This window comes from Enterobacter sp. Sphag1F (assembly GCF_014193275.1).
Taxonomy (GTDB): Bacteria; Pseudomonadota; Gammaproteobacteria; order Enterobacterales; family Enterobacteriaceae; genus Pantoea; species Pantoea symbiotica.
Genome location: NZ_JACHZD010000001.1, coordinates 527,106 through 547,154 on the forward strand (window position 1 = coordinate 527,106; position 20,049 = coordinate 547,154).

At 54.5% G+C, this 20,049-nt stretch carries 22 protein-coding genes; 7 read left to right on the forward strand and 15 right to left on the reverse strand.

Features of this window, described 5'->3' with window-relative positions:
- Window positions 1-28 precede the first annotated feature (28 nt).
- From FHW71_RS02395 to FHW71_RS02435, 9 genes are all read right to left on the reverse strand, one after another.
- Window positions 29-1,015: a D-cysteine desulfhydrase gene (locus FHW71_RS02395; protein ID WP_179450324.1), complete on the reverse strand. Its 987-nt coding sequence runs from the start codon at window positions 1,013-1,015 to the stop codon at window positions 29-31.
- A gap of 131 nt (window positions 1,016-1,146) precedes the next feature.
- Complete coding sequence (fliZ, locus tag FHW71_RS02400) at window positions 1,147-1,650, reverse strand: flagella biosynthesis regulatory protein FliZ (protein ID WP_007891377.1); 504 nt, start codon at window positions 1,648-1,650, stop codon at window positions 1,147-1,149.
- A 51-nt stretch (window positions 1,651-1,701) separates the two neighbouring features.
- Entirely contained in the window at window positions 1,702-2,424 is a 723-nt protein-coding gene (locus tag FHW71_RS02405) for an RNA polymerase sigma factor FliA (protein ID WP_007891379.1), read from the reverse strand.
- A gap of 143 nt (window positions 2,425-2,567) precedes the next feature.
- The gene (locus FHW71_RS02410) at window positions 2,568-3,536 is read right to left on the reverse strand and encodes an HNH endonuclease signature motif containing protein (RefSeq protein ID WP_179450322.1); all 969 of its coding nucleotides are present in this window, start codon (window positions 3,534-3,536) and stop codon (window positions 2,568-2,570) included.
- A gap of 263 nt (window positions 3,537-3,799) precedes the next feature.
- Window positions 3,800-5,191 carry a hexose-6-phosphate:phosphate antiporter gene (gene uhpT / locus FHW71_RS02415; RefSeq protein WP_179450320.1) on the reverse strand — a complete coding sequence of 464 codons (1,392 nt, stop codon included), beginning with the start codon at window positions 5,189-5,191 and terminating at the stop codon, window positions 3,800-3,802.
- Between the two features lie 137 nt (window positions 5,192-5,328).
- Complete coding sequence (locus FHW71_RS02420) at window positions 5,329-6,657, reverse strand: MFS transporter (protein WP_036648590.1); 1,329 nt, start codon at window positions 6,655-6,657, stop codon at window positions 5,329-5,331.
- Window positions 6,658-6,667: 10 nt separating this feature from the next.
- Window positions 6,668-8,170, reverse strand: coding sequence for a signal transduction histidine-protein kinase/phosphatase UhpB (uhpB, locus tag FHW71_RS02425; protein WP_179450318.1), 1,503 nt, complete (start codon window positions 8,168-8,170; stop codon window positions 6,668-6,670).
- Window positions 8,170-8,760 (reverse strand): transcriptional regulator UhpA, encoded by a 591-nt coding sequence (gene uhpA / locus FHW71_RS02430; RefSeq protein ID WP_154189952.1) that lies wholly within the window; start codon window positions 8,758-8,760, stop codon window positions 8,170-8,172. Before uhpA ends, uhpB begins: the two co-directional genes overlap by 1 nt.
- Window positions 8,761-9,042: 282 nt before the next feature.
- Window positions 9,043-10,743 (reverse strand): FliC/FljB family flagellin, encoded by a 1,701-nt coding sequence (locus tag FHW71_RS02435; protein WP_179450316.1) that lies wholly within the window; start codon window positions 10,741-10,743, stop codon window positions 9,043-9,045.
- A 338-nt stretch (window positions 10,744-11,081) separates the two neighbouring features.
- Between FHW71_RS02435 and fliD the strand changes: the two genes are divergently transcribed.
- From fliD to fliT, 3 genes are read left to right on the forward strand one after another with little or no spacing between them, the layout of a single operon-like run.
- A complete protein-coding gene (gene fliD, locus FHW71_RS02440; RefSeq protein ID WP_179450314.1) occupies window positions 11,082-12,506 on the forward strand; it encodes a flagellar filament capping protein FliD in 1,425 nt (474 codons plus the stop codon).
- A 12-nt stretch (window positions 12,507-12,518) separates the two neighbouring features.
- Window positions 12,519-12,926 carry a flagellar export chaperone FliS gene (fliS, locus tag FHW71_RS02445; protein WP_008105355.1) on the forward strand — a complete coding sequence of 136 codons (408 nt, stop codon included), beginning with the start codon at window positions 12,519-12,521 and terminating at the stop codon, window positions 12,924-12,926.
- Complete coding sequence (gene fliT, locus FHW71_RS02450) at window positions 12,926-13,279, forward strand: flagella biosynthesis regulatory protein FliT (RefSeq protein ID WP_061718461.1); 354 nt, start codon at window positions 12,926-12,928, stop codon at window positions 13,277-13,279. The genes fliS and fliT overlap by 1 nt, the downstream gene beginning before the upstream one ends.
- Before the next feature lie 132 nt (window positions 13,280-13,411).
- Here fliT and yedD read toward each other — a convergent pair whose 3' ends face one another.
- The gene (yedD, locus tag FHW71_RS02455) at window positions 13,412-13,885 is read right to left on the reverse strand and encodes a lipoprotein YedD (RefSeq protein WP_179450312.1); all 474 of its coding nucleotides are present in this window, start codon (window positions 13,883-13,885) and stop codon (window positions 13,412-13,414) included.
- Between the two features lie 195 nt (window positions 13,886-14,080).
- On the opposite strand from yedD, the gene FHW71_RS02460 reads away from it, so the two are divergent.
- The 3 genes from FHW71_RS02460 to FHW71_RS02470 all read left to right on the forward strand — a co-directional run bounded on the left by FHW71_RS02460 (window position 14,081) and on the right by FHW71_RS02470 (window position 17,552).
- A complete protein-coding gene (locus FHW71_RS02460; RefSeq protein WP_179450310.1) occupies window positions 14,081-15,625 on the forward strand; it encodes a methyl-accepting chemotaxis protein in 1,545 nt (514 codons plus the stop codon).
- Between the two features lie 8 nt (window positions 15,626-15,633).
- Window positions 15,634-16,926, forward strand: a complete 1,293-nt coding sequence (locus FHW71_RS02465; protein WP_286176085.1) for a sugar ABC transporter substrate-binding protein — start codon at window positions 15,634-15,636, stop codon at window positions 16,924-16,926.
- 302 nt (window positions 16,927-17,228) lie between these two features.
- Window positions 17,229-17,552 carry a DUF6388 family protein gene (locus tag FHW71_RS02470; protein WP_179450306.1) on the forward strand — a complete coding sequence of 108 codons (324 nt, stop codon included), beginning with the start codon at window positions 17,229-17,231 and terminating at the stop codon, window positions 17,550-17,552.
- Window positions 17,553-17,747: 195 nt separating this feature from the next.
- Here the strand turns inward: FHW71_RS02470 and iraP are convergent, their stop codons facing one another.
- Complete coding sequence (gene iraP / locus FHW71_RS02475) at window positions 17,748-18,041, reverse strand: anti-adapter protein IraP (RefSeq protein ID WP_061717593.1); 294 nt, start codon at window positions 18,039-18,041, stop codon at window positions 17,748-17,750.
- 63 nt (window positions 18,042-18,104) lie between these two features.
- Between iraP and FHW71_RS02480 the strand changes: the two genes are divergently transcribed.
- Window positions 18,105-18,344, forward strand: a complete 240-nt coding sequence (locus tag FHW71_RS02480; RefSeq protein WP_008105373.1) for a DinI-like family protein — start codon at window positions 18,105-18,107, stop codon at window positions 18,342-18,344.
- A gap of 20 nt (window positions 18,345-18,364) precedes the next feature.
- On the opposite strand, the gene FHW71_RS02485 is transcribed toward FHW71_RS02480, so the two are convergent.
- The 4 genes from FHW71_RS02485 to FHW71_RS02500 all read right to left on the reverse strand — a co-directional run bounded on the left by FHW71_RS02485 (window position 18,365) and on the right by FHW71_RS02500 (window position 19,962).
- On the reverse strand, window positions 18,365-18,631 hold the full coding sequence (locus FHW71_RS02485) for a hypothetical protein (protein ID WP_008105375.1): 267 nt from the start codon (window positions 18,629-18,631) through the stop codon (window positions 18,365-18,367).
- A gap of 156 nt (window positions 18,632-18,787) precedes the next feature.
- On the reverse strand, window positions 18,788-19,180 hold the full coding sequence (locus FHW71_RS02490) for a hypothetical protein (protein WP_179450304.1): 393 nt from the start codon (window positions 19,178-19,180) through the stop codon (window positions 18,788-18,790).
- A gap of 82 nt (window positions 19,181-19,262) precedes the next feature.
- Window positions 19,263-19,592, reverse strand: a complete 330-nt coding sequence (locus FHW71_RS02495) for a hypothetical protein (protein ID WP_179450302.1) — start codon at window positions 19,590-19,592, stop codon at window positions 19,263-19,265.
- Window positions 19,573-19,962, reverse strand: a complete 390-nt coding sequence (locus tag FHW71_RS02500; RefSeq protein ID WP_008105381.1) for a hypothetical protein — start codon at window positions 19,960-19,962, stop codon at window positions 19,573-19,575. Before FHW71_RS02500 ends, FHW71_RS02495 begins: the two co-directional genes overlap by 20 nt.
- Window positions 19,963-20,049: the final 87 nt, after the last annotated feature.

Below are 20,049 nucleotides of genomic sequence, written 5' to 3' on the forward strand. Positions count from 1 at the left end.
GGATTATAAACCGTTTTTACGTTCTGTCTCAGATCGAAGGGTGATAAGCAAATAACGCCGGCGATCCACCGGTATGCACGAACAGCAGCGGACCTTCACGACGGAAGCGATTTTGCGCAATGCCATCGATTAATCCCGCCATCGCTTTGCCGGTGTACACCGGATCGAGCATGATACCTTCGAGCCGCGCCAGCAGTTTCACCGCCGCCATGCCCTCTTCGTTCGGCTCGCCGTAACGCGGCGCGAAGTAATCATCCCACAAGGTGATCGGCGCTTTGGCCTGCACTTCCAAGTGCTCGGCTAACGCGCTACGAATGCGCTCCACCACCGGCAACTGCGCCTCGACTTTGCGCGATACGGTGACGCCCACCAGCTCGGTTTCTGGCAGCAGCTGCTCCAGACCAATCGCCAGACCAGCGTGCGTCCCCGCGCTGCCGGAAGCCACCACCACCGCAGCGAAATCCACCACGCCTTCGCTTTGATGGGCAATCTCCTGCGCGCACTCAACGTAACCAAGCGCACCGAGCGCATTGGAGCCGCCAACCGGCACAATGTACGGACGGAATCCCTGTGCTTCGAGGTGTTCAGCCTGCGCGGCCAGCTGTTCAGTGGGATTGTGCAGCGCATCGACCATGACGATTTCCACATCCATCAAATCGAGCAACAAACGGTTGCCGTTGCTGAGGTAGTTTTCTGCTGTGGTGCCAATCGGGTTTTCCAGCAGCGCCACGCACTTCAGGCCGAGCTTCGCGGCCACGGCTGCAGTTTGACGTACGTGGTTAGATTGAATCGCGCCCGCCGTCAGGAGCACATCCGCGCCTTCGCGCAGTGCGTCAGCAGCCAGGAATTCGAGCTTACGCAGTTTATTGCCGCCAAGAGCTACGGGCGTGAAGTCATCGCGCTTAATAAAGATATCGCGACCAAGATAGTCAGAAAGCCGTGGCAAATGCTCAAGCGGCGTAGGTGCACCGAGTAATTCAAGACGTGGGAACTGGTGCAGAAGATGTAAGGACAATGCAGCCTCCATTCGGGCAATGTGCAGTTATCCATACAGTGTTGCAGAAGATGAGAAAAGTCGCACCCGGAATTCACCGCGTGCTGCCCTTGTTGCTGTCATGCTCGACAACAACAAGGGTGGATTCACCATCAGCCCTGCTGCCAGCCTAAAAACTGGTCATATTTACGCAGTGCGATGCGGTAATTGTTATTACCCGCATCAGGCAGATCGTTCTCCAGACACTCATGCCAGCTATTGCCCCGTAAACGATCGGCCGGGAAATTTTTCGCCTTCAGCATGTCATCAAGCCGACGCAAACGTACTACATACTCACGTATGGTACTGTGGCTCATCTCCGTCTGCTCAAACAGGTATTGCTTAAACGCCATAATGTCGAAGTAATTCGGATGGGTATTACAAAAAATATCGCTGCAGAAACGACACAAGGCGGTCAATTCTGGCTGGAGTTTCATCCACACCTGATCGTCAATCATTTGGTCCATACGTGCGATGGCCTCTTTATTGATGATCTGGCCGCGAAAGACTAACGCCATACGATCTAAAACTTTGCCACAGTGTGAACAATTGCTTTGGCTGTGCTTATAGTCTTTAAGATAGCGACTTAAAGGTCTGGCTTTAACTTTGGCTCCCATTGCTGAGTCCCCGGTTTTATTGTTTTTTTCGATCGCCAGGAACTGAGTCTGTTAGCGCGCCCCCGATAATCGGGCACGCAGGCGTTTGATCGCCTGACTGTGCAGTTGGCTGACGCGGGATTCCCCCACTTCCAGCACCGCGCCAATCTCCTTCAGGTTCAGTTCTTCCTGGTAGTACAGTGTGAGCACGAGTTTTTCACGTTCAGGCAACGCCTCAATCGCTTCAATTACGCGGTCACGTAGGTTTCCTTCCAACAACTGATGAAGCGGGTTGGCTTCCTCATGCCCCTCCGTCACCAGCTCCGCACTGTCGCCGTGTTCTTCCCGATACTCGTCGTAGGAGAAGAGTTGGCTGTTGTTGGTATCGAGCAGAATCTGCCGATACTCCTCCAGCGAAACATTCAGTCGCTCAGCCACTTCCTGCTCAGTAGCCGAGCGCCCCAACGCTTGTTCTACCTGATGCATGGCACCTGCCACTTCGCGCGCATTTCTGCGAACGCTGCGTGGTGCCCAGTCGCGACTGCGCAGTTCATCCAGCATTGCTCCCCGGATACGCTGCACGGCGTAGGTGGTAAAGGCGGTGCCCTGTAGCGCATCGTAGCGCTCCACGGCATTCAATAAGCCAATGCCACCGGCCTGCAGCAGATCGTCAAGCTCAACGCTGGCTGGCAAACGTACCTGCAGGCGCAGCGCTTCATGCCGCACCAGAGGAACGTAGCGCTGCCAGAGCGAATGTTTATCCATCACGCCATCGGCGGTATAGAGATCGTTCACGTTGACTACCCTGCGTTAGTAAAGTTATCGGCATGATTATCCAATTCTGTAGGGGTTTTGATTGGCAGAATAGGCGGGCAAAAGCGAGGTTATTTCAAATTTGTTATGGATGGCGGTGGATCGCACCGCCATCCGCGCGGGCGTTAGCGCAAATTACGCAGTCTTTCCCGCGTGCCAGGCGGCACCGCGTCCCATAATGCGCAAACTTTGCCCTCAAGTGCCTGATAAAAAGGGGTAATCAACGCTTCAGTTTCCAGCGCTGGATTAAACAGCACCTGACCGGTTTCCGCGTTGATGCTTATCATTTTGTTGATAAACAGCCGTTGCAGGTCGCTGCGCAGGAATAAGCCATTATCTGCGCTGTTATCCGCCAGAAAACCCTCTTCATTCTCTTGCGTGTCGATGTAGCAGGCTTCCACCCACGGCCAGCTGTGACGTTCGGTCAACTGCGTGCCGGTGATGATGCAGGCGCCGTAACGTGCTTTCACCGCCGAAGTGAACTCCGCCTGGCTGGTGCGTTGCAACACTTTGGCTTTCACGCGGCGTCCCACTTCGGTGCCGGGCATCACGCCGCTCGGCACTTTGTATTGCGGCGTGCTCAGCACCACCAGAAACTGGATTTTGCGCGACAGCGGGAAGCACGGATGTGCCTGCGCATCGAACAGCTGCCAATACTCCTCCTCTTCGGTCTGGCGCATCAGCACCAGCTTAAAGCCGCGACTGTTCAGCAGATTCTGCGCCGCCGCCGAATTGGGATCGAGCATGGCAAACACCTGTGTTTCGCCCACCACTTTCCAGCGCCCTTCTTTGCGCGCTTCGTCATTGCGACGGAAGTAGAGAAACGCCTGCTGGCTTTTCAGGTAGTGCTCAAAGCGGCGCAGATAGTTTTTGCGCTCGTTGTCGTCCGAGACAAACAGCAGATCCTCGATCGGGCTGTTAATCTCCTCCTGCGCGAACAGCGCGCGGATCACCAAATTGCGAAAGCTGGTCGACGGGCTCAGCAACCCGCGTGCGGTGAGCTCTTTCTCGTCGGGATGCTGCTGCGTATAGCGCAGGGCAATCTCTTCAAAGGTCAGCAGCTCACCCGGTAACAAGTCATAATTGAAGCGCATAGACACCCCAGAAACGGAAAAAAGTGGTTCAAAAATTGGAATGATTCTGAGGGGAGTTATCGGCAAATTTGATGTGGACTGTAACAAGACAGTTACTTTTCTGAGGAAGTAAAGCGTTGGGGGAAATTGGGTTTTTAATTGTCGCGGAATTTGGCTTTATGCAGACGGACGCACGGTGGGCAGCGGTCGCCATAAATGGCGACCCTACAAAGGAGTTCGTCGGAGGGTCGCCATTCATGGCGACCAATTTACTTCTCTTGCGCCTAAGCCACTTTAAGCCGTTGCAGGCGTTTCTCACGGCGGATCTTACGCTCTTCAAACACCGCCACCAGCGCCATCAGGGCGATACAGGCGATGGCTGCGGCATCGAGCGCGGCAAAGGTCCCGGCCCAACCGGTTAAGCCAAAGATTGGCGTGCCATCCGCAATCATGCCTAAGCCTAACTTAGCAAAGCTGTCGCCAATCAGGTAAGCAAAGGTACCTTTGATGCCATCGGCGGCACCAATGGCTTTTTTCGGCACAAAGCCGACGGCGGCAACACCAATTAACAGTTGCGGACCAAACACCAGGAAGCCCAGAGCAAACAGCGACGCCAGATAGACATACTGATTGCTGGCATGTTGATAAATGCCGAGCGTGGCGATAATCAACGCCAGCGCCACACATGCCACCAGCGCACGACGACCATTCGCCAGATCCGACAACCATCCCCACAGCAGCGTGCCGACTAACGCACCGACTTCAAACAGCGTGAAGCCCTGAATCGCCACCTCTTTTGAGAGTTTTAACTCCTGATAGGCATACACCGTCGACCACTGATCGATACCAATACGCACCACATACAGGAAGATATTGGCGAAGCACAGCAGCCAAATCACTTTGTTTTTCAGCACGTACTCAACAAAGATCTGCCATTTGGTCATCGCCTGATCTTCAGTTTCCTTATCCTCTTCGCTGATCTCTTCACCAAACAGCTCTTCGGCTTTGCCCAGACCGTAGGATTCGGGTGAATCACTGCCGTAGCGCAGACCGATAAAGCCGACCACCAGGGCGATCAGTGACGGGAACACAAACATGCCGACCACATGACCATCGAAAAGGTAGTTGGCACCAAACAGCGCCACACCCGCTGCACCCGCGCCGCCGAGGTTATGCGAAATATTCCACATGCCGAGATAGCTGCCGCGTTTACGACGCGGCGTCCACTTGGTGATGGTGGAGTAACTACATGAGCCGCCGGTACTTTGGAAGAAGCCACTCAGCGCATAAAACGCGATCATCAGGAACAAACTCACTGAACCGGCGCCCATGCTGGCGCTGAAGCCCAGCATGCAGATGGCCGAGAGGATCAGCATAAACGGCAGGAACTGCTTGGTGTTTTTACCATCGGCGTAATAGGAAACCAGCGTTTTACCGACGCCGTAAGTGATGGAAAAGCCGAGGCCAATCATCCCCAACTGCGTCATGCTGAGTCCGTAGGTGGTGATCATGTCGTTCTGCGCAATGTTGAAGTTTTTGCGGATCAGATACATGGTCAGGTAGCCAATAAAGACCACCAGATAGGACTGCATAAAGGGTTTGAACCACATCTTGCGCCGCTCTTCGAGCGACAGATTCAGGGTCGGCTTGCGCACCTGATTTAAGAAAGCCAGCATGGAGTGCTCCTGATTAATGACCTGCGTGATGGCAGGCATTGTAAAAATCAGCAGCGGTTTCGGCCTGAGACAACTGCCCGGCGCAACCGGGAAAATTTCTTAGTTTTGTCGATGTAAGCGCAAAAAGCAGGGATACATCACACTTCCTCGCGCTGGCGCGGCGTTTGAGCATGCAGGAACGGCAACAGCAGCAGGGCCGAAATGCCCGCCGCGCAGGCGATGACCGCGAAAAAGCCGCTCCAGTGCCAGACATCGATCACTCGCGCCAGCGGCCAGCCGGAGAGCGACGCGCCCAGATAGGCAAACAGGCCAACAAAGCCGGTCGCCGCGCCCGCCGCATCTTTGTGCGAACACTCCGCCGCCGCCATGCCGATCAACATCTGCGGGCCGAAGACAAAAAAGCCGATGGTAAAGAAACACGCAGCCTGCATCACGTAGCTGGCAAACGGCATCAGCCACAGCGATCCCACTGACAGCAAAATGCCGGCGGCAAAGATCAGGTTCATCGGCCCGCGATTGCCGTTGAACAATTTATCCGATCCCCATCCCGCCACTAACGCGCCACCGAAGCCACCGAGTTCAAACATGGTCACCGCCGAGTTGGCCGTCACCAGATTGACGCCCAGCGTCTCAGACATGTAGAGATTGCCCCAATCGTTGATAGCGGCACGCACCACGTAAACCAGCACGTAACACAGCGACAGCAGCCAGATGTAAGGGTTGAGCAGCACATATTTGGCGAGGATCTCTTTGTGACTCAGCCCCGCGCCCTCTTGCTGCTGGGCGATCTCCAGCGCATCGTGGCGCCAGTCACCGACCGGCGGTAAACCCACGGTTTGCGGGCGATCGCGCAGGCGCCAGCAGAGGAAAATGCCGGCGACGATCGCCAGTCCGCCGGCAATCATCATGCCGGCGCGCCAGCCATAGTGCAGCGCGGCGGCACCGACGATCATCGGGATGAGCGCACCGCCGACGTTTTGTGCCGTATTCCACAGCGCCCACCAGCCGCCGCGTTCGGTGCGGGAAAACCAGCTGGTAAGCAGACGCGCACAGACCGGCGATCCCCATCCCTGGAAAAAGGCATTCAACACCCACAACAAGGCGAATGCCCACAGCGAGGTGGAGAAGCCAAACAGAATATTCACCACGCCTGTCGCTATCAGCCCAATGCCCATGAAATAGCGCGCATTGGAACGATCGCTAACGATGCCAGAGAAAAACTTCGACAGACCATAAGTGATGTAAAACAGCGTCGCCAGCAGGCCGATGTCCGTGCGCGTCATTACGCCCGCCGCCAGAATTTCCGGCGACGCGGCGTTAAAGCTTTTACGGGTGAAATAGAACAGCGCGTAGCCGAGCCAGATGGTGATCATGATATGGCGACGCCAGTAACGATAGCGCGCATCGATGGTCGCTTTATCCCCGATTGGCTGCGCGCTGGCTGGCGCTTTGAGAAATCTGAACAGCATATTTTGGTTATCCATTGCGCAGCGGTAACGTGACGCTGACGCGCGTGCCGTGGGTGCAGGAGATTCCCAGCGAGCCGCCGAGTGCCGTCACGCGTTCGCGCATTCCGGCAAGGCCAAAACCTTGCTGCGGAGAACCCACCGGTAAGCCGCAGCCATCGTCTTCGATCACCAGCAGCAATCGCTGGTCTTGCAAAGTGCCTTGCAGCGTCACCGCGCGGGCGCTGGCGTGTTTCACCACGTTATTGAGTCCTTCCTGGCAAACGCGAAACAGCGTGACGCGTTGCGCTTCACTGAGTCGCGCTTCGTCAATCTGCCAGTCGAGATGGCTGATGATGCCGTGCCCTTCCAGCTCCATTTCCCGCATCAGCGAACGGATTGCCTGCTCGAGTGAAAGATCGTCCAACTGGCGCGGACGCAAGCGCCCCAGCAAACGGCGCACGGAATCGTAAATGCCCAGCGACAGCTGCTCAATCAACATCCCGCTCTGCTTCACGCCACTTTCCGGGCTGATGCGCTGCATAATCCCGGCTTGCGTACGAATGGCGGTGATGGTCTGCCCGATATCATCGTGCAGCTCGCGCGCCACTTCGCGCCTTACGCTCTCTTCAGTCTCCAGCAAGCGTTCCGTTAGGCGACGATTGCGCACCAACTCGGTTTGCAGCGACTGATTGAGTTCACGTAAGCGCTGAATCCCCGCGCCAAGCAGCAGCCCGGTCAGACTTTGCGCCAGCAACGATAACAGCAGATCGACCGCGTGATCGTGCCAGGTCTGGCTGGCGATCAACGCAATGGCATTCATCAGTGTGGCGATCAGCGCGCCCTGCCAGCCGTAATGCCACGCCAGCGCAATAATCGGCAGCGCCAGACAAAACGGCGTGAAGCGCGACAGCTCTGCGGGCAACCCAAGCTGTAACCACAAACTGACCATAAACAGCAGCACATAACCAAACAGATGACGCACGCGCCAGTTGACCGGCTGCCCGACCAGCGACGGGCCAAGCGGCTGCCAGCGCGTGCTGGTGAGGTAGTGCCAGATCACCAGGCAAGTTGGTGCTACGGTCAGTGCGCCGGTCAGCGTGAGCAGCACCGCATTGAGCGCGACGGGTTGAGTGATCCACGGCAGTGCCTGCAGCAGCGCCGCGCACACCATCGCACCACCCTGCCACAGCAAGGTATGCCAGTCGCGCTGATGACGATAACGGGAGATCAGCGCCACCGGCAGCAGCGTCAGCACGCTACCCAGCATCAGCATCAGCAGCGGCAGATGCGCCAGCGCCACTTCGCGCGACAGCCAATAAAGCAGCAACCATTCGGCACCGAGCAGTACCGGCCAATAGGCGCGCGGGCACTGCAACATCAAGCCAAGGCGCAGACCAAACGGAAACAGCAATACCGCCAGCTCAGGACGATCCGCCAGATGCAGGCTGATGCTCCACAGGCAAAACCACGCGGCAGAAAAGATACAAAAACTGGCGATAACGGCAATCAGCCGCGAAAAGAATGGCTGCATTACCAGCCATCAAACATGCGGCGCGCCAGTTCAACGTCGTTACTAACGTTGAGCTTTTCCAGCAAATTGGCGCGATGAACGTGAACGGTTTTCGGCGACAGGCCCAGTTCGGCCGCGATCTCTTTCACCGCTAAACCTTGCGCCAGTTTTTCCGCCACCTGCCGCTCGCGTTTGGTGAGCGGATCCTGACGTCCGGAAGCGAGCTTCAGAGCGATATCGGGCGTCAGATAGCAGCCGCCTTTAGCCACGGTATGCACCGCAGCGATCAGTTCATCCGGGCTGCAACGTTTGGAGAGGAATCCACGCGCGCCAGCGTTAAGCGCCTGCTCCACCAGCGCCGGACTGTCGTGCACCGACAGCATGATGGTCGCCATGCCTTTCGGCAGCTGGCTTAACAGCTCCAACCCGGAGATATCCGGCATCGAAATATCGCAGATGCACACCTGCACGCCACGACCTGGTAACTGGTTGAGCGCTTCCCGCCCGGAACCGCATTCGGCAACAACCTGGAAATCCGGCTCCAGCCCCAGTAATTGGGCAAAACCCGAACGGACGATCACATGGTCGTCGATGAGCGCGATGGTGGTCATGAGGTTTCCTGGCGGCGAAAAAACGCGCTTACCTTAGCGATAAGCGGGGGAAGCTTCAAGCGGATTGGGTGAAGGTGGCGGGTTTGGGTTTGTGCAATGACGTATTGGTCGCCATAAATGGCGCCCCTACCCGGTTTTGTAGGGTCGCTATTTATGGTGACCGACTTGTATCACTTGGAGTTTTTAACGGCGAATTATGAGCAATTACCTGCATATTCATAATATGCAGGTATAAAAAAACCCCGCCGAAGCGGGGTTTGATAAGCAAGGAGCTTAGAGCGATTAGCCCTGCAGCAGAGACAGAACCTGCTGTGGAACCTGGTTAGCTTTAGCCAACACTGAGTTACCCGCCTGCTGGATGATCTGTGCTTTAGACATGTTTGAAACTTCAGTGGCGTAGTCAGCATCCTGAATACGAGACTGTGCTTCAGACAGGTTAGTGGTGGTGTTGTTCAGGTTAGTTACCGCTGAATCCAGACGGTTCTGAATCGCACCCAGGCTTGAACGGAACTTATCGATGTTGCTGATAGCTGAGTCCAGAGCGGCCAGTGGATCGGTAGTTGCAGTACCGGCGCTAGTGGCTTCAGTGGTCAGTTTGCCAGCAGAGCTTACATATGCTGCTGCACCTACGTTAGCGGCATATTTACCAGTACCATTACCGCCAGTTACTGTTACAGCACCAGTATCTGCATCCGCTTTGTAAGTAGTGGTGTAAGAACCAGTTGTGGTCAGCTCACCATCGCTATCAACATATGCTTTAACACCCGCCGCACCAGTTGAAGAACCTGAAGTGAAGGTAGTGCTGAAGTTAAGAGCCTGTTGGTTGAACTTGATAGTAACATCGTTTGTAGCAGTATCTGCTTTGACGTTAGCAAGCAGAGCGTCTGAAGCTACTGAATCTTTGTAAGTTACGCCACCAGCACTACCTGCGAAGTTATACGTCTTACCATCAAAGGCTACTGATGAACCACCTGCAGTCGTGTTTGCATCAGCAGCAGTGAACAGATCACTCATGGTCGCACCAGTAGTAGCACCGGTGGAGTTGTTGGTTGACAGAGCACCATTTACCAAGTAAGCAGTCTGTCCACCAATAGTAATGTTGCCACTTGCGTCGGTATCAAAGTTAACTTTACCAGTGGTAGAAGTATATGTACCTGACTTCGTCTGACCTGCATCAGCTTTCAGGGAAGCACCGAGCGCCGTGGTGTTCGCACCAGCAGTAACAGTTTTAGTAGTAGTGAAGTTTTTAGCTGTCGCATCGTAGGTATAAGTACCGGCATTTGTACCAGTAGCAATTGTAACGGTATCGCCAGTATTCAGCTTCGAGAAAGCAGTATCAGCAGTTAAAGCATCAAAGTTAGTAGTAACAGTAACGTTCGTTGGGTCAGTTACGTTAGCACCAGTTGCTGCTAAATCACTGATAGTCGCTGCTTTGTTCGCGATGGTACCAGAACCGTTTACATTGAAACCGTTCAGACCCAGAGTTTTAGAGTCAATCTGCTTCAAGTCAATGTTGATGGTCTGACCATCATTTGCGCCAACCTGAATTTTCAGGGTGCCGTCTTTAGACAGTACGTTCACGCCGTTGAACTGAGTCTGACCAGATACGCGGTCAATTTCGTCCAGACGTGATTTGATTTCGTCCTGAATTGAGTCCAGGTCAGACTGGCTGTTGGTGCCGTTCTGAGACTGTACGGTCAGTTCACGAACACGTTGTAAGTTGTTGTTGATTTCTGACAGCGCGCCTTCAGTAGTCTGCGCAGCAGAGATACCGTCGTTGGCGTTACGCGCAGCCTGAGTCAGGCCGGTGATGTTAGACTGGAAGCGGTTAGCAATTGCCTGGCCCGCTGCGTCATCTTTAGCGCTGTTAATACGAAGACCAGAAGACAGACGCTCGATAGAAGTAGACAGAGCAGACTGGTTCTTGTTGATGTTGTTCTGAGTGATCAGCGAGAGGCTGTTGGTATTAATGACTTGGGCCATGATAATTATTCCTGTTAATCAAGTCTTTCGGTTAAGGTGTGGGCTTCAACCCGCCGGCTTCAGCGCCGTCAATGTTGTTATCGTCTGCCCTTAAACAACCTTTAGATTTTTTTTAGGACCAGGTGAAAATTTTTCCCTTCAACCTGTCACGCTTATCTTTATCGCCCTACCCGAAGAGTTCTTTAGACCAACTTGATCATTTTTCTAGCCCCCGAAATACCCTTCTCTATATACGCTATTCGCTTTATTACCTGCTGGTAAATAATTCTAAACTTTGCCCATAAAGAGCCGATAACCCGCGGTATTGATTCTCCGTGTCGACATAGAAAGGAAACAACATGACCACAATTTCTACCCTCGGTATCGGTTCAGGCCTCGATTTAAGTACTATCCTGGATAACTTGAGTACGGCAGAGAAAGCTTCATTGACGCCTATCTCTAATCAGCAAACGGCTTATACCGCGAAGCTGAGCGCCTACGGCACCTTGTCGAGCGCGTTAACGACCTTCCAGAGCGCCAACACGGCATTAAATAGCGCGGATTTGTTCACCGCCACCAGTGCTGCCAGCAGCACCACCGCATTCAGCGCCACCACGTCTGGCAGTACCATCGCCGGAAAATACAACATTAGCGTGACCCAGCTGGCGCAGGCACAGACGCTGACTTCCGGCGTACAAACCAGCAATACCACCGCGCTGGGCAGCTCGGATGCCAGCCGCACGCTGTCGATCAAACTGGCCGACGGCACCAGCAAAGACATTACGTTAACAAGTGCGCAAACTTCACTGACCGGCATGCGTGACGCGATTAACGGTGCCAACGCCGGTGTCAGCGCCAGCATTATTAAAACCGGTGATGGCGCTTATCGTCTGTCACTGACCGCGTCGAAAACCGGTGAGGCCAATGCGGTTTCTTCCGTTACCGTGACCGGCGATGACACGCTGCAAGGCATTGTCGGCTTTGATTCAACCAAAACCGATGCCGACAACCCGCTGGACGTCAGCGTCGCCGCGCAAGATGCCGAGTTGACGGTCAATAACGTCGCCATCACCAGCAGCACCAATACCATCAGTGATGCACTGGAAGGGATTACGCTGAATCTGAATGATGTCACCAGCGGAAATCAGACGTTAACCATCACGCAGGATACGTCTAAAGCCTCCACCGCAATTTCCAACTTTGTGGATGCTTACAATACCTTGCTGGATCAGTTCACCAGCCTGACCAAATACACCGCGGTGGATGTCGGTTCAGATACACAAGACTCCAGCAACGGTGCGCTGGTTGGCGACAGCACGCTGCGCGGCATTCAAACCCAGATCAAGAGTCTGCTGACCAACACGGCTAGCTCTTCAACCTATAAAACGCTGGCGCAAATCGGTATTACTACCGACCCGACCACCGGTGAGTTGTCGCTGGATTCCGACAAGCTGAAAACCGAGCTGACCAAAGATCCAGCCGGCGTGAAAGAGATGATTGTGGGTGACGGTAAAACCACCGGTATCACCACCAAACTTGCGACTAACCTGACCAGCTGGCTGTCATCAACCGGCAGCATTCAGTCAGCGAAAGATGGTGTCAGCAAGACGCTGAATAATCTGACTGAGCAGTACAACAACATGAACACGCGTATTAACGCCCTGATTGCGCGTTATAAAACGCAGTTCACGCAACTCGACGTCACCATGAGCTCGCTGAACAGCACCAGCGATTACCTGACACAGCAGTTCGACAGCATGACCTCGAGCAGCAGTTCTAAATAGTAAGGAGTGACCATGTACAGCGCTACAGGCACACAAGCCTATGCAAAAATTGGGGTGGAGAGCTCAGTAATGAGCGCCAATCAACAGCAGCTGATTACCTTGCTGTTTGACGGTGCGATCAGCGCACTGGTCCGCGCCCGCCTGTTTATGCAGGACAACAATATCCAGGGAAAAGGTAACTCGATTTCCAAGGCCATTAACATCATCGAGGGCGGACTCAAGCAGGGCCTCGATGAGCAATCAGGCGATGACCTTACCGACAACCTGTTAGGGCTCTATTCCTACATGGTTCGTCGTCTGGTTCAGGCTAATCTGCGTAATGATGTCGAAGCCCTCGAAGAAGTTGAAGGTCTTCTGCGCAATATCGCTGATGCCTGGAAAGAAGTCGTACAACCTCAACACCTTCAGGACGCCGTTTAATGAATATTGCACCGTCACTTGTCACCGTTTACCAACAGTTACTCGACCTCAGCCACGGAATGCTGCGTTTGGCAGCAGACGGCGAATGGGATGATTTGATTACCAAGGAAGTGGACTATGTCAGTGCGGTGCAAAGACTGGCGCAAACAACCGAAGCCGCCGCACCGTCGCGCCAGCTGCAAGAGCAGCTGCGTCCGGTGTTACGCCATATTCTCGATAATGAGAGCGAAGTAAAACGTCTGCTGCAGTTGCGTATGGATGAATTGACGCAGCTGGTGGGCCAGTCATCGATGCAGAAATCGGTGATGAGCGCGTATGGTAAGCAAGGTAGTGTGTATTTGCCGCAGGGTTGATTCGTTGCGATGAACTGAATGAAAAACGGGTGGGAAGTTAACTTCTCACCCGTTTTTTTCGATTCCAGGTCGCCATAAATGGCGACCCTACGGGCAGAATATGTAGGGTCGCCATTTATGGCGACCAGGGAATTACTGTGCGGATGCAGACGACACCGTAATCGGGCGCATTATCTCTGGCTCGATATCCTGAATCACCGCCTCGTTCGGACGCTTCGCCACTTCGTCCAGCGCCTGCTGGCACTCAACGGTTGGACGATCCACTTTACGCAGTCTTAAACCATCGTAACGCAGCTCACCGTTCTCCAGCACCAGCGGCATCACGCGCACCTGGCGCGTCACGTTGACCCAATCATCGCCCAGACGGGTTAATTTGCCCGGCTTGGCAATCACGCGCTGCCACTGACGGCAATCCAGCGTGTCGCCTTCGGCACCGATAATCAGGCTGCCCATCGCTTGCTTGCTGATTAGCTTGCTCTGCGGGCCTACGGTTTGCCAATTGCCCTTTAGCTCCAGCGGCGCCGGGGTTTTCACGGCCTGGTCATAATTGCTGATCTGCGCACAGCCACTCAGCGCCAGCGCGGCCACTATCATCCACTTTTTCATTCTCGGTCCCTACACTCGCATCAATGGCGGCTACGTTATAATTTTTCCCATCCGTTGCGCAAGGTATCTGCTGCGCGCCGCATGATTTTCCTCAAGCTGTTCACTTCCCAGCCGATAACTCTTCTGGAGTTAAAAGAGCCTGCAAAAACAATAATTACCGACTACACACTCACCTTCGTTACGGAGAACACCGTTATGCGATTGACTCTTCGCGCGCGTCTGACATCGATTGTTGGCCTGCTGTGCATTTTACTGATTGTTGCGGCCATCTGGGGAATCATCGGCCTGCGCGCCGCCGACCAACGGGCGCAAAACGCCTACCAAAATGAGCTGTTACCGCTGCAATATTCGTCCCGCCTGTACCGCATGGTGCAGGAACAATCCTCGACCCTTTTTGATGCCCTGCGCTACTGGACCGACAGCAGCGAAGTGGATAAGCGTCTGGCGCGCATTGCGCACTACGGCGAGCAGATCGCCAAAGACCGTAAAACCTGGCAGCAGCTGGCGTTTGATGCGCAAACCAAATCGCTCAGCCAGCAATTCATCACCCATCTCGACGGCTGGCAAAGCGCGCTGAAAGATGCCGGTGAATTGCTGAAGGGCGGCAACCCATCCGGCGCGCTGGTGGTGATTGAAACCCGCCTGCGCAGCGGCAGTCAGCTGCTCCAACAGGATATCGATCAGCTTGATGCGCTGATGCGTCAGCATGCGGAACTCACCTATCAGCAAAGCAATAGCGATTATCAGTTGGCGCGTAACAGCCTGATTATCATTTTGCTGGCCGGGCTGAGCGTGGCGCTGGTTTTCGGCTGGCTGTTGATCCGCTCAATCAACCGTTCAATTGGTCAGGCACGTGAACTGGCCGAATCGATTGCGGCCGGTGAACTGAATCATGATATCGGCAGCGTTTCGCGCGATGAGATGGGCGAACTGATGCAGTCGCTATTGCGCATGGATGTGCGTCTGGCGGAGATCGTGCGTGAAGTAGGCGAAAGCGCCAGCGCGCTGAGTGATGCGGCGCGTCAGATGGCCGACGGCAATGACGATCTCTCTGAACGTACCCATTCGCAGGCCAGCTCGCTGGAGCAAACCGCTGCCAGCATGGAGCAGATGACCGCCACGGTGAAACACAACGCCGATAACGCCGCGCAGGCCAACGAACTGGCCACCGATGTGCGTCATCAGGCCGAACGCGGCAGCAGCGTATTGCGTGATGCGGTCAGTGCGATGGAGGAGATCGAATCTTCCAGCAAACGCATCGCCGATATCAACCGGGTGATCGATGAGATCGCCTTCCAGACTAACCTGCTGGCGCTAAACGCGGCTGTAGAAGCGGCACGCGCAGGCGAACAGGGACGCGGTTTTGCCGTGGTGGCATCCGAAGTGCGTCAGCTCGCGCAGCGATCCGCCGGTGCCGCGCACGAGATCAAAGCGTTGATCGATGCCAGCGTCGGCAAAGTGGAAGCCGGTAGCGCGCTAGTGCAGCGTTCTGGCGCGATGCTCAATGACATCAATCTGGGCGTGGCGCGCGTGGTGGATATTGTCGGTGAAATCGCCGTGGCCAGCCGCCAGCAATCCAGTGGCATTGAACAGGTCAACACCGCAGTAATTCAGATGGATGGCGCGACGCAGCAAAACGCCTCGCTGGTGCAGGAAGCCAGCGCCGCCAGCCAGACCGTCAGCGAACATGCCGGATTGTTGGTGGAGAAGATGGCCTTCTTCCGCCTGCAACAGCGCTAAGGAGCGACATGATGCGTAAATTTCTCGCGATATTACTCGCCACGCCGCTGCTGAGCCACGCGGCGACCACGCTGAATATCGCCACCATCGCCAACGGCGATATGACCATCATGCAGCAGCTCGCCACGCGCTACGAACAAGAGCATCCCGACATCAAACTGCAATGGCATGTGATGGACGATGGCGCGCTGCGTCAGGCGGTGCTGTCAGCGATGAACAGCGGTCAGGCACAGTTCGATGTCATCACCGTCGGCACCTATGAAGCGCCGCTGTGGGGCGAAAAAGGCTGGCTGGCGCCGCTGAATAAGCTGCCAGCCGATTACGACAGCGATGATCTGATCGCGCCGGTGCGCAAAGCGCTGTCGTTCCAGCAAACGCTTTACGCCCTGCCGTTCTACGGTGAAAGCAGCATGACCTACTACCGCAAAGATCTTTTTGCGCAGAAAGGGTTAACCATGCCCGATAATCCCGACTGGACCGACATCAAAAACTTCGCCGCCAAACTCACCGATGCGCAAAAAGGGATTTACGGTCTGTGCCTGCGCGGTCAGCCTGGCTGGGGCGATAACGTGGCGTTCATGACCACCATGGCGAATGCCTATGGCGCGCAGTGGTTCGATGAAAACTGGCAGCCGACGCTCAATTCGCCGGAGTGGCGCGAAGCGCTGAGTGATTATCTGCAGGTGGTTAAGCAGGATGGACCGCCGGACACGGTGAAAAACAGTTTCGGCCAGATTTTGCGTCTGACCGCGCAAGGCAAGTGCGCGATGTGGATCGACAGCACGGTGGCGGCCGGTTTGCTGGTTAATCCGCAGATCTCATTAGTCGCCGATAAGCTGGCTTTTGCGCCTGCGCCGGGCGGCATCACGCGTAATGGTTCGAACTGGTTATGGTCGTGGGCGCTGGCGGTACCGGCTAACACGCCGAACCGTGAAGCGGCGATAGCCTTTATTAGCTGGGCGACGTCAAAACAGTACATCCAGCAGGTCGCCGATACCGTCGGCTGGGGCGCGGTGCCGCCGGGCAGCCGCAATTCTACCTATCAGCAGGCGAGCTATCAGCATCTGGCGCCGTACGCCGCGCAGGTACGTGCGGCGATTGATTCGGCTACCGTCGAGCAGCCCACGCTCAATCCGGTGCCTTATCAGGGCGTGCAGTACGTGAGCATTCCTGGATTTGACCAGATGGGTAACGCCGTCGGGCAAAATCTGGCGGATATGCTGAGCGGCAAACTGACGCTGGATGAGACGCTGGCGAAGAATCAGCAGGACGTCGCGCGGATTTATCAGCAGTTGCATTGATGTTGTGGTCGCCATAAATGGCGACCCTACGGGATTTGTAGCGAGTGTGGTTTCGTAGGGTGCGCATTAATGCGCACCTGATTGCCAGTGATGAACTCCAGGTCGCCATGAATGACGACCCTAGGGGTAGTTTGGAATTTCAGAGTAAATCAGCAGTGGCCGGGATTGGTTGCGAGTATGGTTTCGTAGGGTGCGCATTAATGCGCACCTGGTTGCCACGAATATCGATCCAACAGCTGAATCCTGACAACAAAGCTTGCGCGCGTTACACTAGCGCGCAAGTTGATATGCAGGAACACCGAATGAAAACCCCAGAAGAGTATTACGCTCAGGCACGCACGATGTTTTTCGCCGCCCACCCCGATTTACAATCCGCATTGGATGAACTGACCGAAAGCGATGCACGCCAGGCGAATTTGTCATTAGCGCAGTTACGGGCCTGGCATGCTGAACGTATTTATGCCGCGTTTTTACGTCAAAAGAAGCTGGACGGCATGCTGTTTTCCATTCAGCTGGCAGAACCCGACAAAGCCGTCGCTGCCGATGCCATTGAAAAGTATCTGAAATCTCACGCGGAAGCGTTAGGAATGACGTGGGAAGAGTTCTGCATCAAGAACGAGCTTTAAGTGCAACGCATTGAAAATGCATCAAAGATACATCTCCAACCACACAAATTGTTCAGGAAAAAGTTGTACAAGTCGATCGAACTTGTATAACTTACTCATCACGACGTAAGTCGTAGATTGTCCTTGAACGAATGGTGCTGTTGCACCGCCTCTGGAAGTGTTGCTGGATTTCCACTTCCAGAGGTCATATTTTTTCTACCCTTCTCGCTCGATCCCTTTCACTTCGATATAACTTGCCACCGCCAGCAGACGATTGACGTGGGTAAGCAGCAGATCCACATCCGACTGTAGAAATTCCTGCGATGCGCGTGAAGCGGTCACAATCGCCTCCTGCACCGTATCGGAAATGGTCAACGAGTTGTTCTCTTTCGCCTGAATCAGCAGCGCCGCAATCAATAATGACTGCGCCTCAACCTGCGCCACCAACTCCTTTGCTTCCACATCCATTTTTGCCATTTTCAATAAGATATCGATAACCAGTTGGCGCATATTTACCCCTGTTTTTATTTACAGTACTATATCGCACCCGATCCAATGAATGGAACGACCCTGATGTTTGTGGAGTTGATTTACGATAAGCGTAACGTGGCCGGATTACCGGGTGCACGTGAGATGATTTTGCAGGAGTTGGAAAAGCGTGTACAGCGCGTCTTTCCCGATATTGAGGTGCGCGTCAAACCAATGGAACGTAACGCGATAGATACCGATTTGAGTAAGAACGATAAAGCGACGGTTGCGCGGATTGTAGAAGAGATGTTCGATGAGGCAGAAATGTGGCTGGTGGCCGATTAGGCCACCAGTGCGTTGAACGCTTAGCTTTCCTGCTCAGCATGGTTGATGGCGATTTCCAGATCCTGAATCGCCTCATCAATGTCATCCAGCAGCTTGCCCTGTTTATTCAGCAAGGTATCGAAGCGTCCCGCATATTCTGTGTCTTTATACTCACCCGCATCAAAAGCCAGCCAGTGGGCAGACAGCGTCTCAGTGTTGGTCTGCGCGTAGTGGCGCATCTCTTTAAGCTGGGAGGTGACATCACGCAGGTAGTCAGTTTTGGTTTTTACAGTTTCTGTATCACTCATGCTATCTTCCTTTTCGCTTAATAAGACGATTTAAATAACGCTTGAATGATTAAAGGTAGTGCAAAATATCGAAGCTGCCTTAGGAATAATCGGAAGTGACTAAAACCTGTGAGTAAACAGGGGACATCCCGGTCCCCAATGGTGCGTCGTCAGGCACTACAGATATTTCCTCGCCAGCTCAATCAGCTCATCCTTCGCGGCATCACCCAGTTTGATCACGCCCTGCTCGACAAAGTTAAACGCGCGTCCGAAATCCTTCACGCCTTCTGAGAATGCCTGACTGGCGTCATGGCTCTGCGCCGCTGCGGCGGCTGGCGGCGCTTCGGCTGCAATGGGAGCAGCGGCTTCCGGTACGCTGGGCGGCGCAACCTCGGCTGCAGCAACGGGCGCAACCTCCACAAGCGCTGGTGTTATCGCCTCAGATGTAACAGCCGGTGCCGCTTCAGGTACCGCTGCGACTGCGACTGGCGTAGCCACTTCGTTGGCGAAATCTTCCGCAGGTGACGATGCGATGGTAGTGGTTGGATTGATAACAGTTTGATCGCTCATAATGCTCTCCTTCTTACTGAATAAAGACCGCAGTCGGGTAAGAGTGGCTGCAATCCACGTGGTAATTCGCATGCTGACCTCCTTAACGCTTGGGTTGAGGTGGCGATTTATCTCCTTCAGCCGGTTTCCCCTTATCAGCCGGATTGCTGATTGGGTGCTTCGCTATCCCATCGAGTTTGTTCTGCAGCGCCACCAACTGGCTGGTGAGTTCCGCCACGCGCGCTTCACGTCGTTCTGAGATCGTTCGATATTGCTGTCGAATCTCTTCAACGCGCTGATTGGCGCTGTTACTCACAAACAAAAACAACACCGTCATCGCCACGCACATCAGCGACAGCATCAGCAGAAAGCCGCCGAAGAACAGTTGGCGTCGATGGTTTTTCACTACGTACTCACTGTTTATCTGCATCATCACGACTCTCCTCCAGAGTGGTAATCAGTTGATTCACTTGGCTGCGAAACTTATCGCTATGTTCGGTTTCGGTGGTCGCCAGTAAAATACTCAGGGCGTTTTTGATCAGCCGCAGATCGGTTTCCAGCGAAGAGATTCGCCGCAGGTTTTTGTCATGTCGGACGCGTAACTCATCGTTTTCCTGACGCATCAAGGCATGACCTTCTTTGAGCAGCATCACCTGTTCTTTGTAGCTGGTGATGATCTCCCCGCCGGCACGATTGCTGGTGACGATAGCGGCGATACCCGCCATTAACGGTTTCCAGAACACAGCTGCTGCGCCGCCGCCGAGAAGCAACGCACCTACGCTGGTGACTAAACTACTTTCCATGCTTTACCTCTCACCCCTGGCAAGGGTTGTGCCCCATAAGCACGCTGACCACCCTTGCCAGCTTCGCGGTCAACGCCTGAATTTAAG

What these genes read in the sequence shown, in the direction of transcription:
- fliZ (WP_007891377.1), bottom strand. Translation starts at nt 1,650, where the DNA reads ATGGGAGCCAAAGTTAAAGCCAGACCTTTAAGTCGCTATCTTAAAGAC.
- FHW71_RS02410 (WP_179450322.1), bottom strand. Translation starts at nt 3,536, where the DNA reads ATGCGCTTCAATTATGACTTGTTACCGGGTGAGCTGCTGACCTTTGAA.
- uhpT (WP_179450320.1), bottom strand. Translation starts at nt 5,191, where the DNA reads ATGCTGGCTTTCTTAAATCAGGTGCGCAAGCCGACCCTGAATCTGTCG.
- uhpB (WP_179450318.1), bottom strand. Translation starts at nt 8,170, where the DNA reads ATGCAGCCATTCTTTTCGCGGCTGATTGCCGTTATCGCCAGTTTTTGT.
- uhpA (WP_154189952.1), bottom strand. Translation starts at nt 8,760, where the DNA reads ATGACCACCATCGCGCTCATCGACGACCATGTGATCGTCCGTTCGGGT.
- FHW71_RS02435 (WP_179450316.1), bottom strand. Translation starts at nt 10,743, where the DNA reads ATGGCCCAAGTCATTAATACCAACAGCCTCTCGCTGATCACTCAGAAC.
- fliD (WP_179450314.1), top strand. Translation starts at nt 11,082, where the DNA reads ATGACCACAATTTCTACCCTCGGTATCGGTTCAGGCCTCGATTTAAGT.
- fliS (WP_008105355.1), top strand. Translation starts at nt 12,519, where the DNA reads ATGTACAGCGCTACAGGCACACAAGCCTATGCAAAAATTGGGGTGGAG.
- fliT (WP_061718461.1), top strand. Translation starts at nt 12,926, where the DNA reads ATGAATATTGCACCGTCACTTGTCACCGTTTACCAACAGTTACTCGAC.
- yedD (WP_179450312.1), bottom strand. Translation starts at nt 13,885, where the DNA reads ATGAAAAAGTGGATGATAGTGGCCGCGCTGGCGCTGAGTGGCTGTGCG.
- FHW71_RS02460 (WP_179450310.1), top strand. Translation starts at nt 14,081, where the DNA reads ATGCGATTGACTCTTCGCGCGCGTCTGACATCGATTGTTGGCCTGCTG.
- FHW71_RS02465 (WP_286176085.1), top strand. Translation starts at nt 15,634, where the DNA reads ATGATGCGTAAATTTCTCGCGATATTACTCGCCACGCCGCTGCTGAGC.
- FHW71_RS02470 (WP_179450306.1), top strand. Translation starts at nt 17,229, where the DNA reads ATGAAAACCCCAGAAGAGTATTACGCTCAGGCACGCACGATGTTTTTC.
- iraP (WP_061717593.1), bottom strand. Translation starts at nt 18,041, where the DNA reads ATGCGCCAACTGGTTATCGATATCTTATTGAAAATGGCAAAAATGGAT.
- FHW71_RS02480 (WP_008105373.1), top strand. Translation starts at nt 18,105, where the DNA reads ATGTTTGTGGAGTTGATTTACGATAAGCGTAACGTGGCCGGATTACCG.
- FHW71_RS02485 (WP_008105375.1), bottom strand. Translation starts at nt 18,631, where the DNA reads ATGAGTGATACAGAAACTGTAAAAACCAAAACTGACTACCTGCGTGAT.
- FHW71_RS02490 (WP_179450304.1), bottom strand. Translation starts at nt 19,180, where the DNA reads ATGAGCGATCAAACTGTTATCAATCCAACCACTACCATCGCATCGTCA.
- FHW71_RS02495 (WP_179450302.1), bottom strand. Translation starts at nt 19,592, where the DNA reads ATGATGCAGATAAACAGTGAGTACGTAGTGAAAAACCATCGACGCCAA.
- FHW71_RS02500 (WP_008105381.1), bottom strand. Translation starts at nt 19,962, where the DNA reads ATGGAAAGTAGTTTAGTCACCAGCGTAGGTGCGTTGCTTCTCGGCGGC.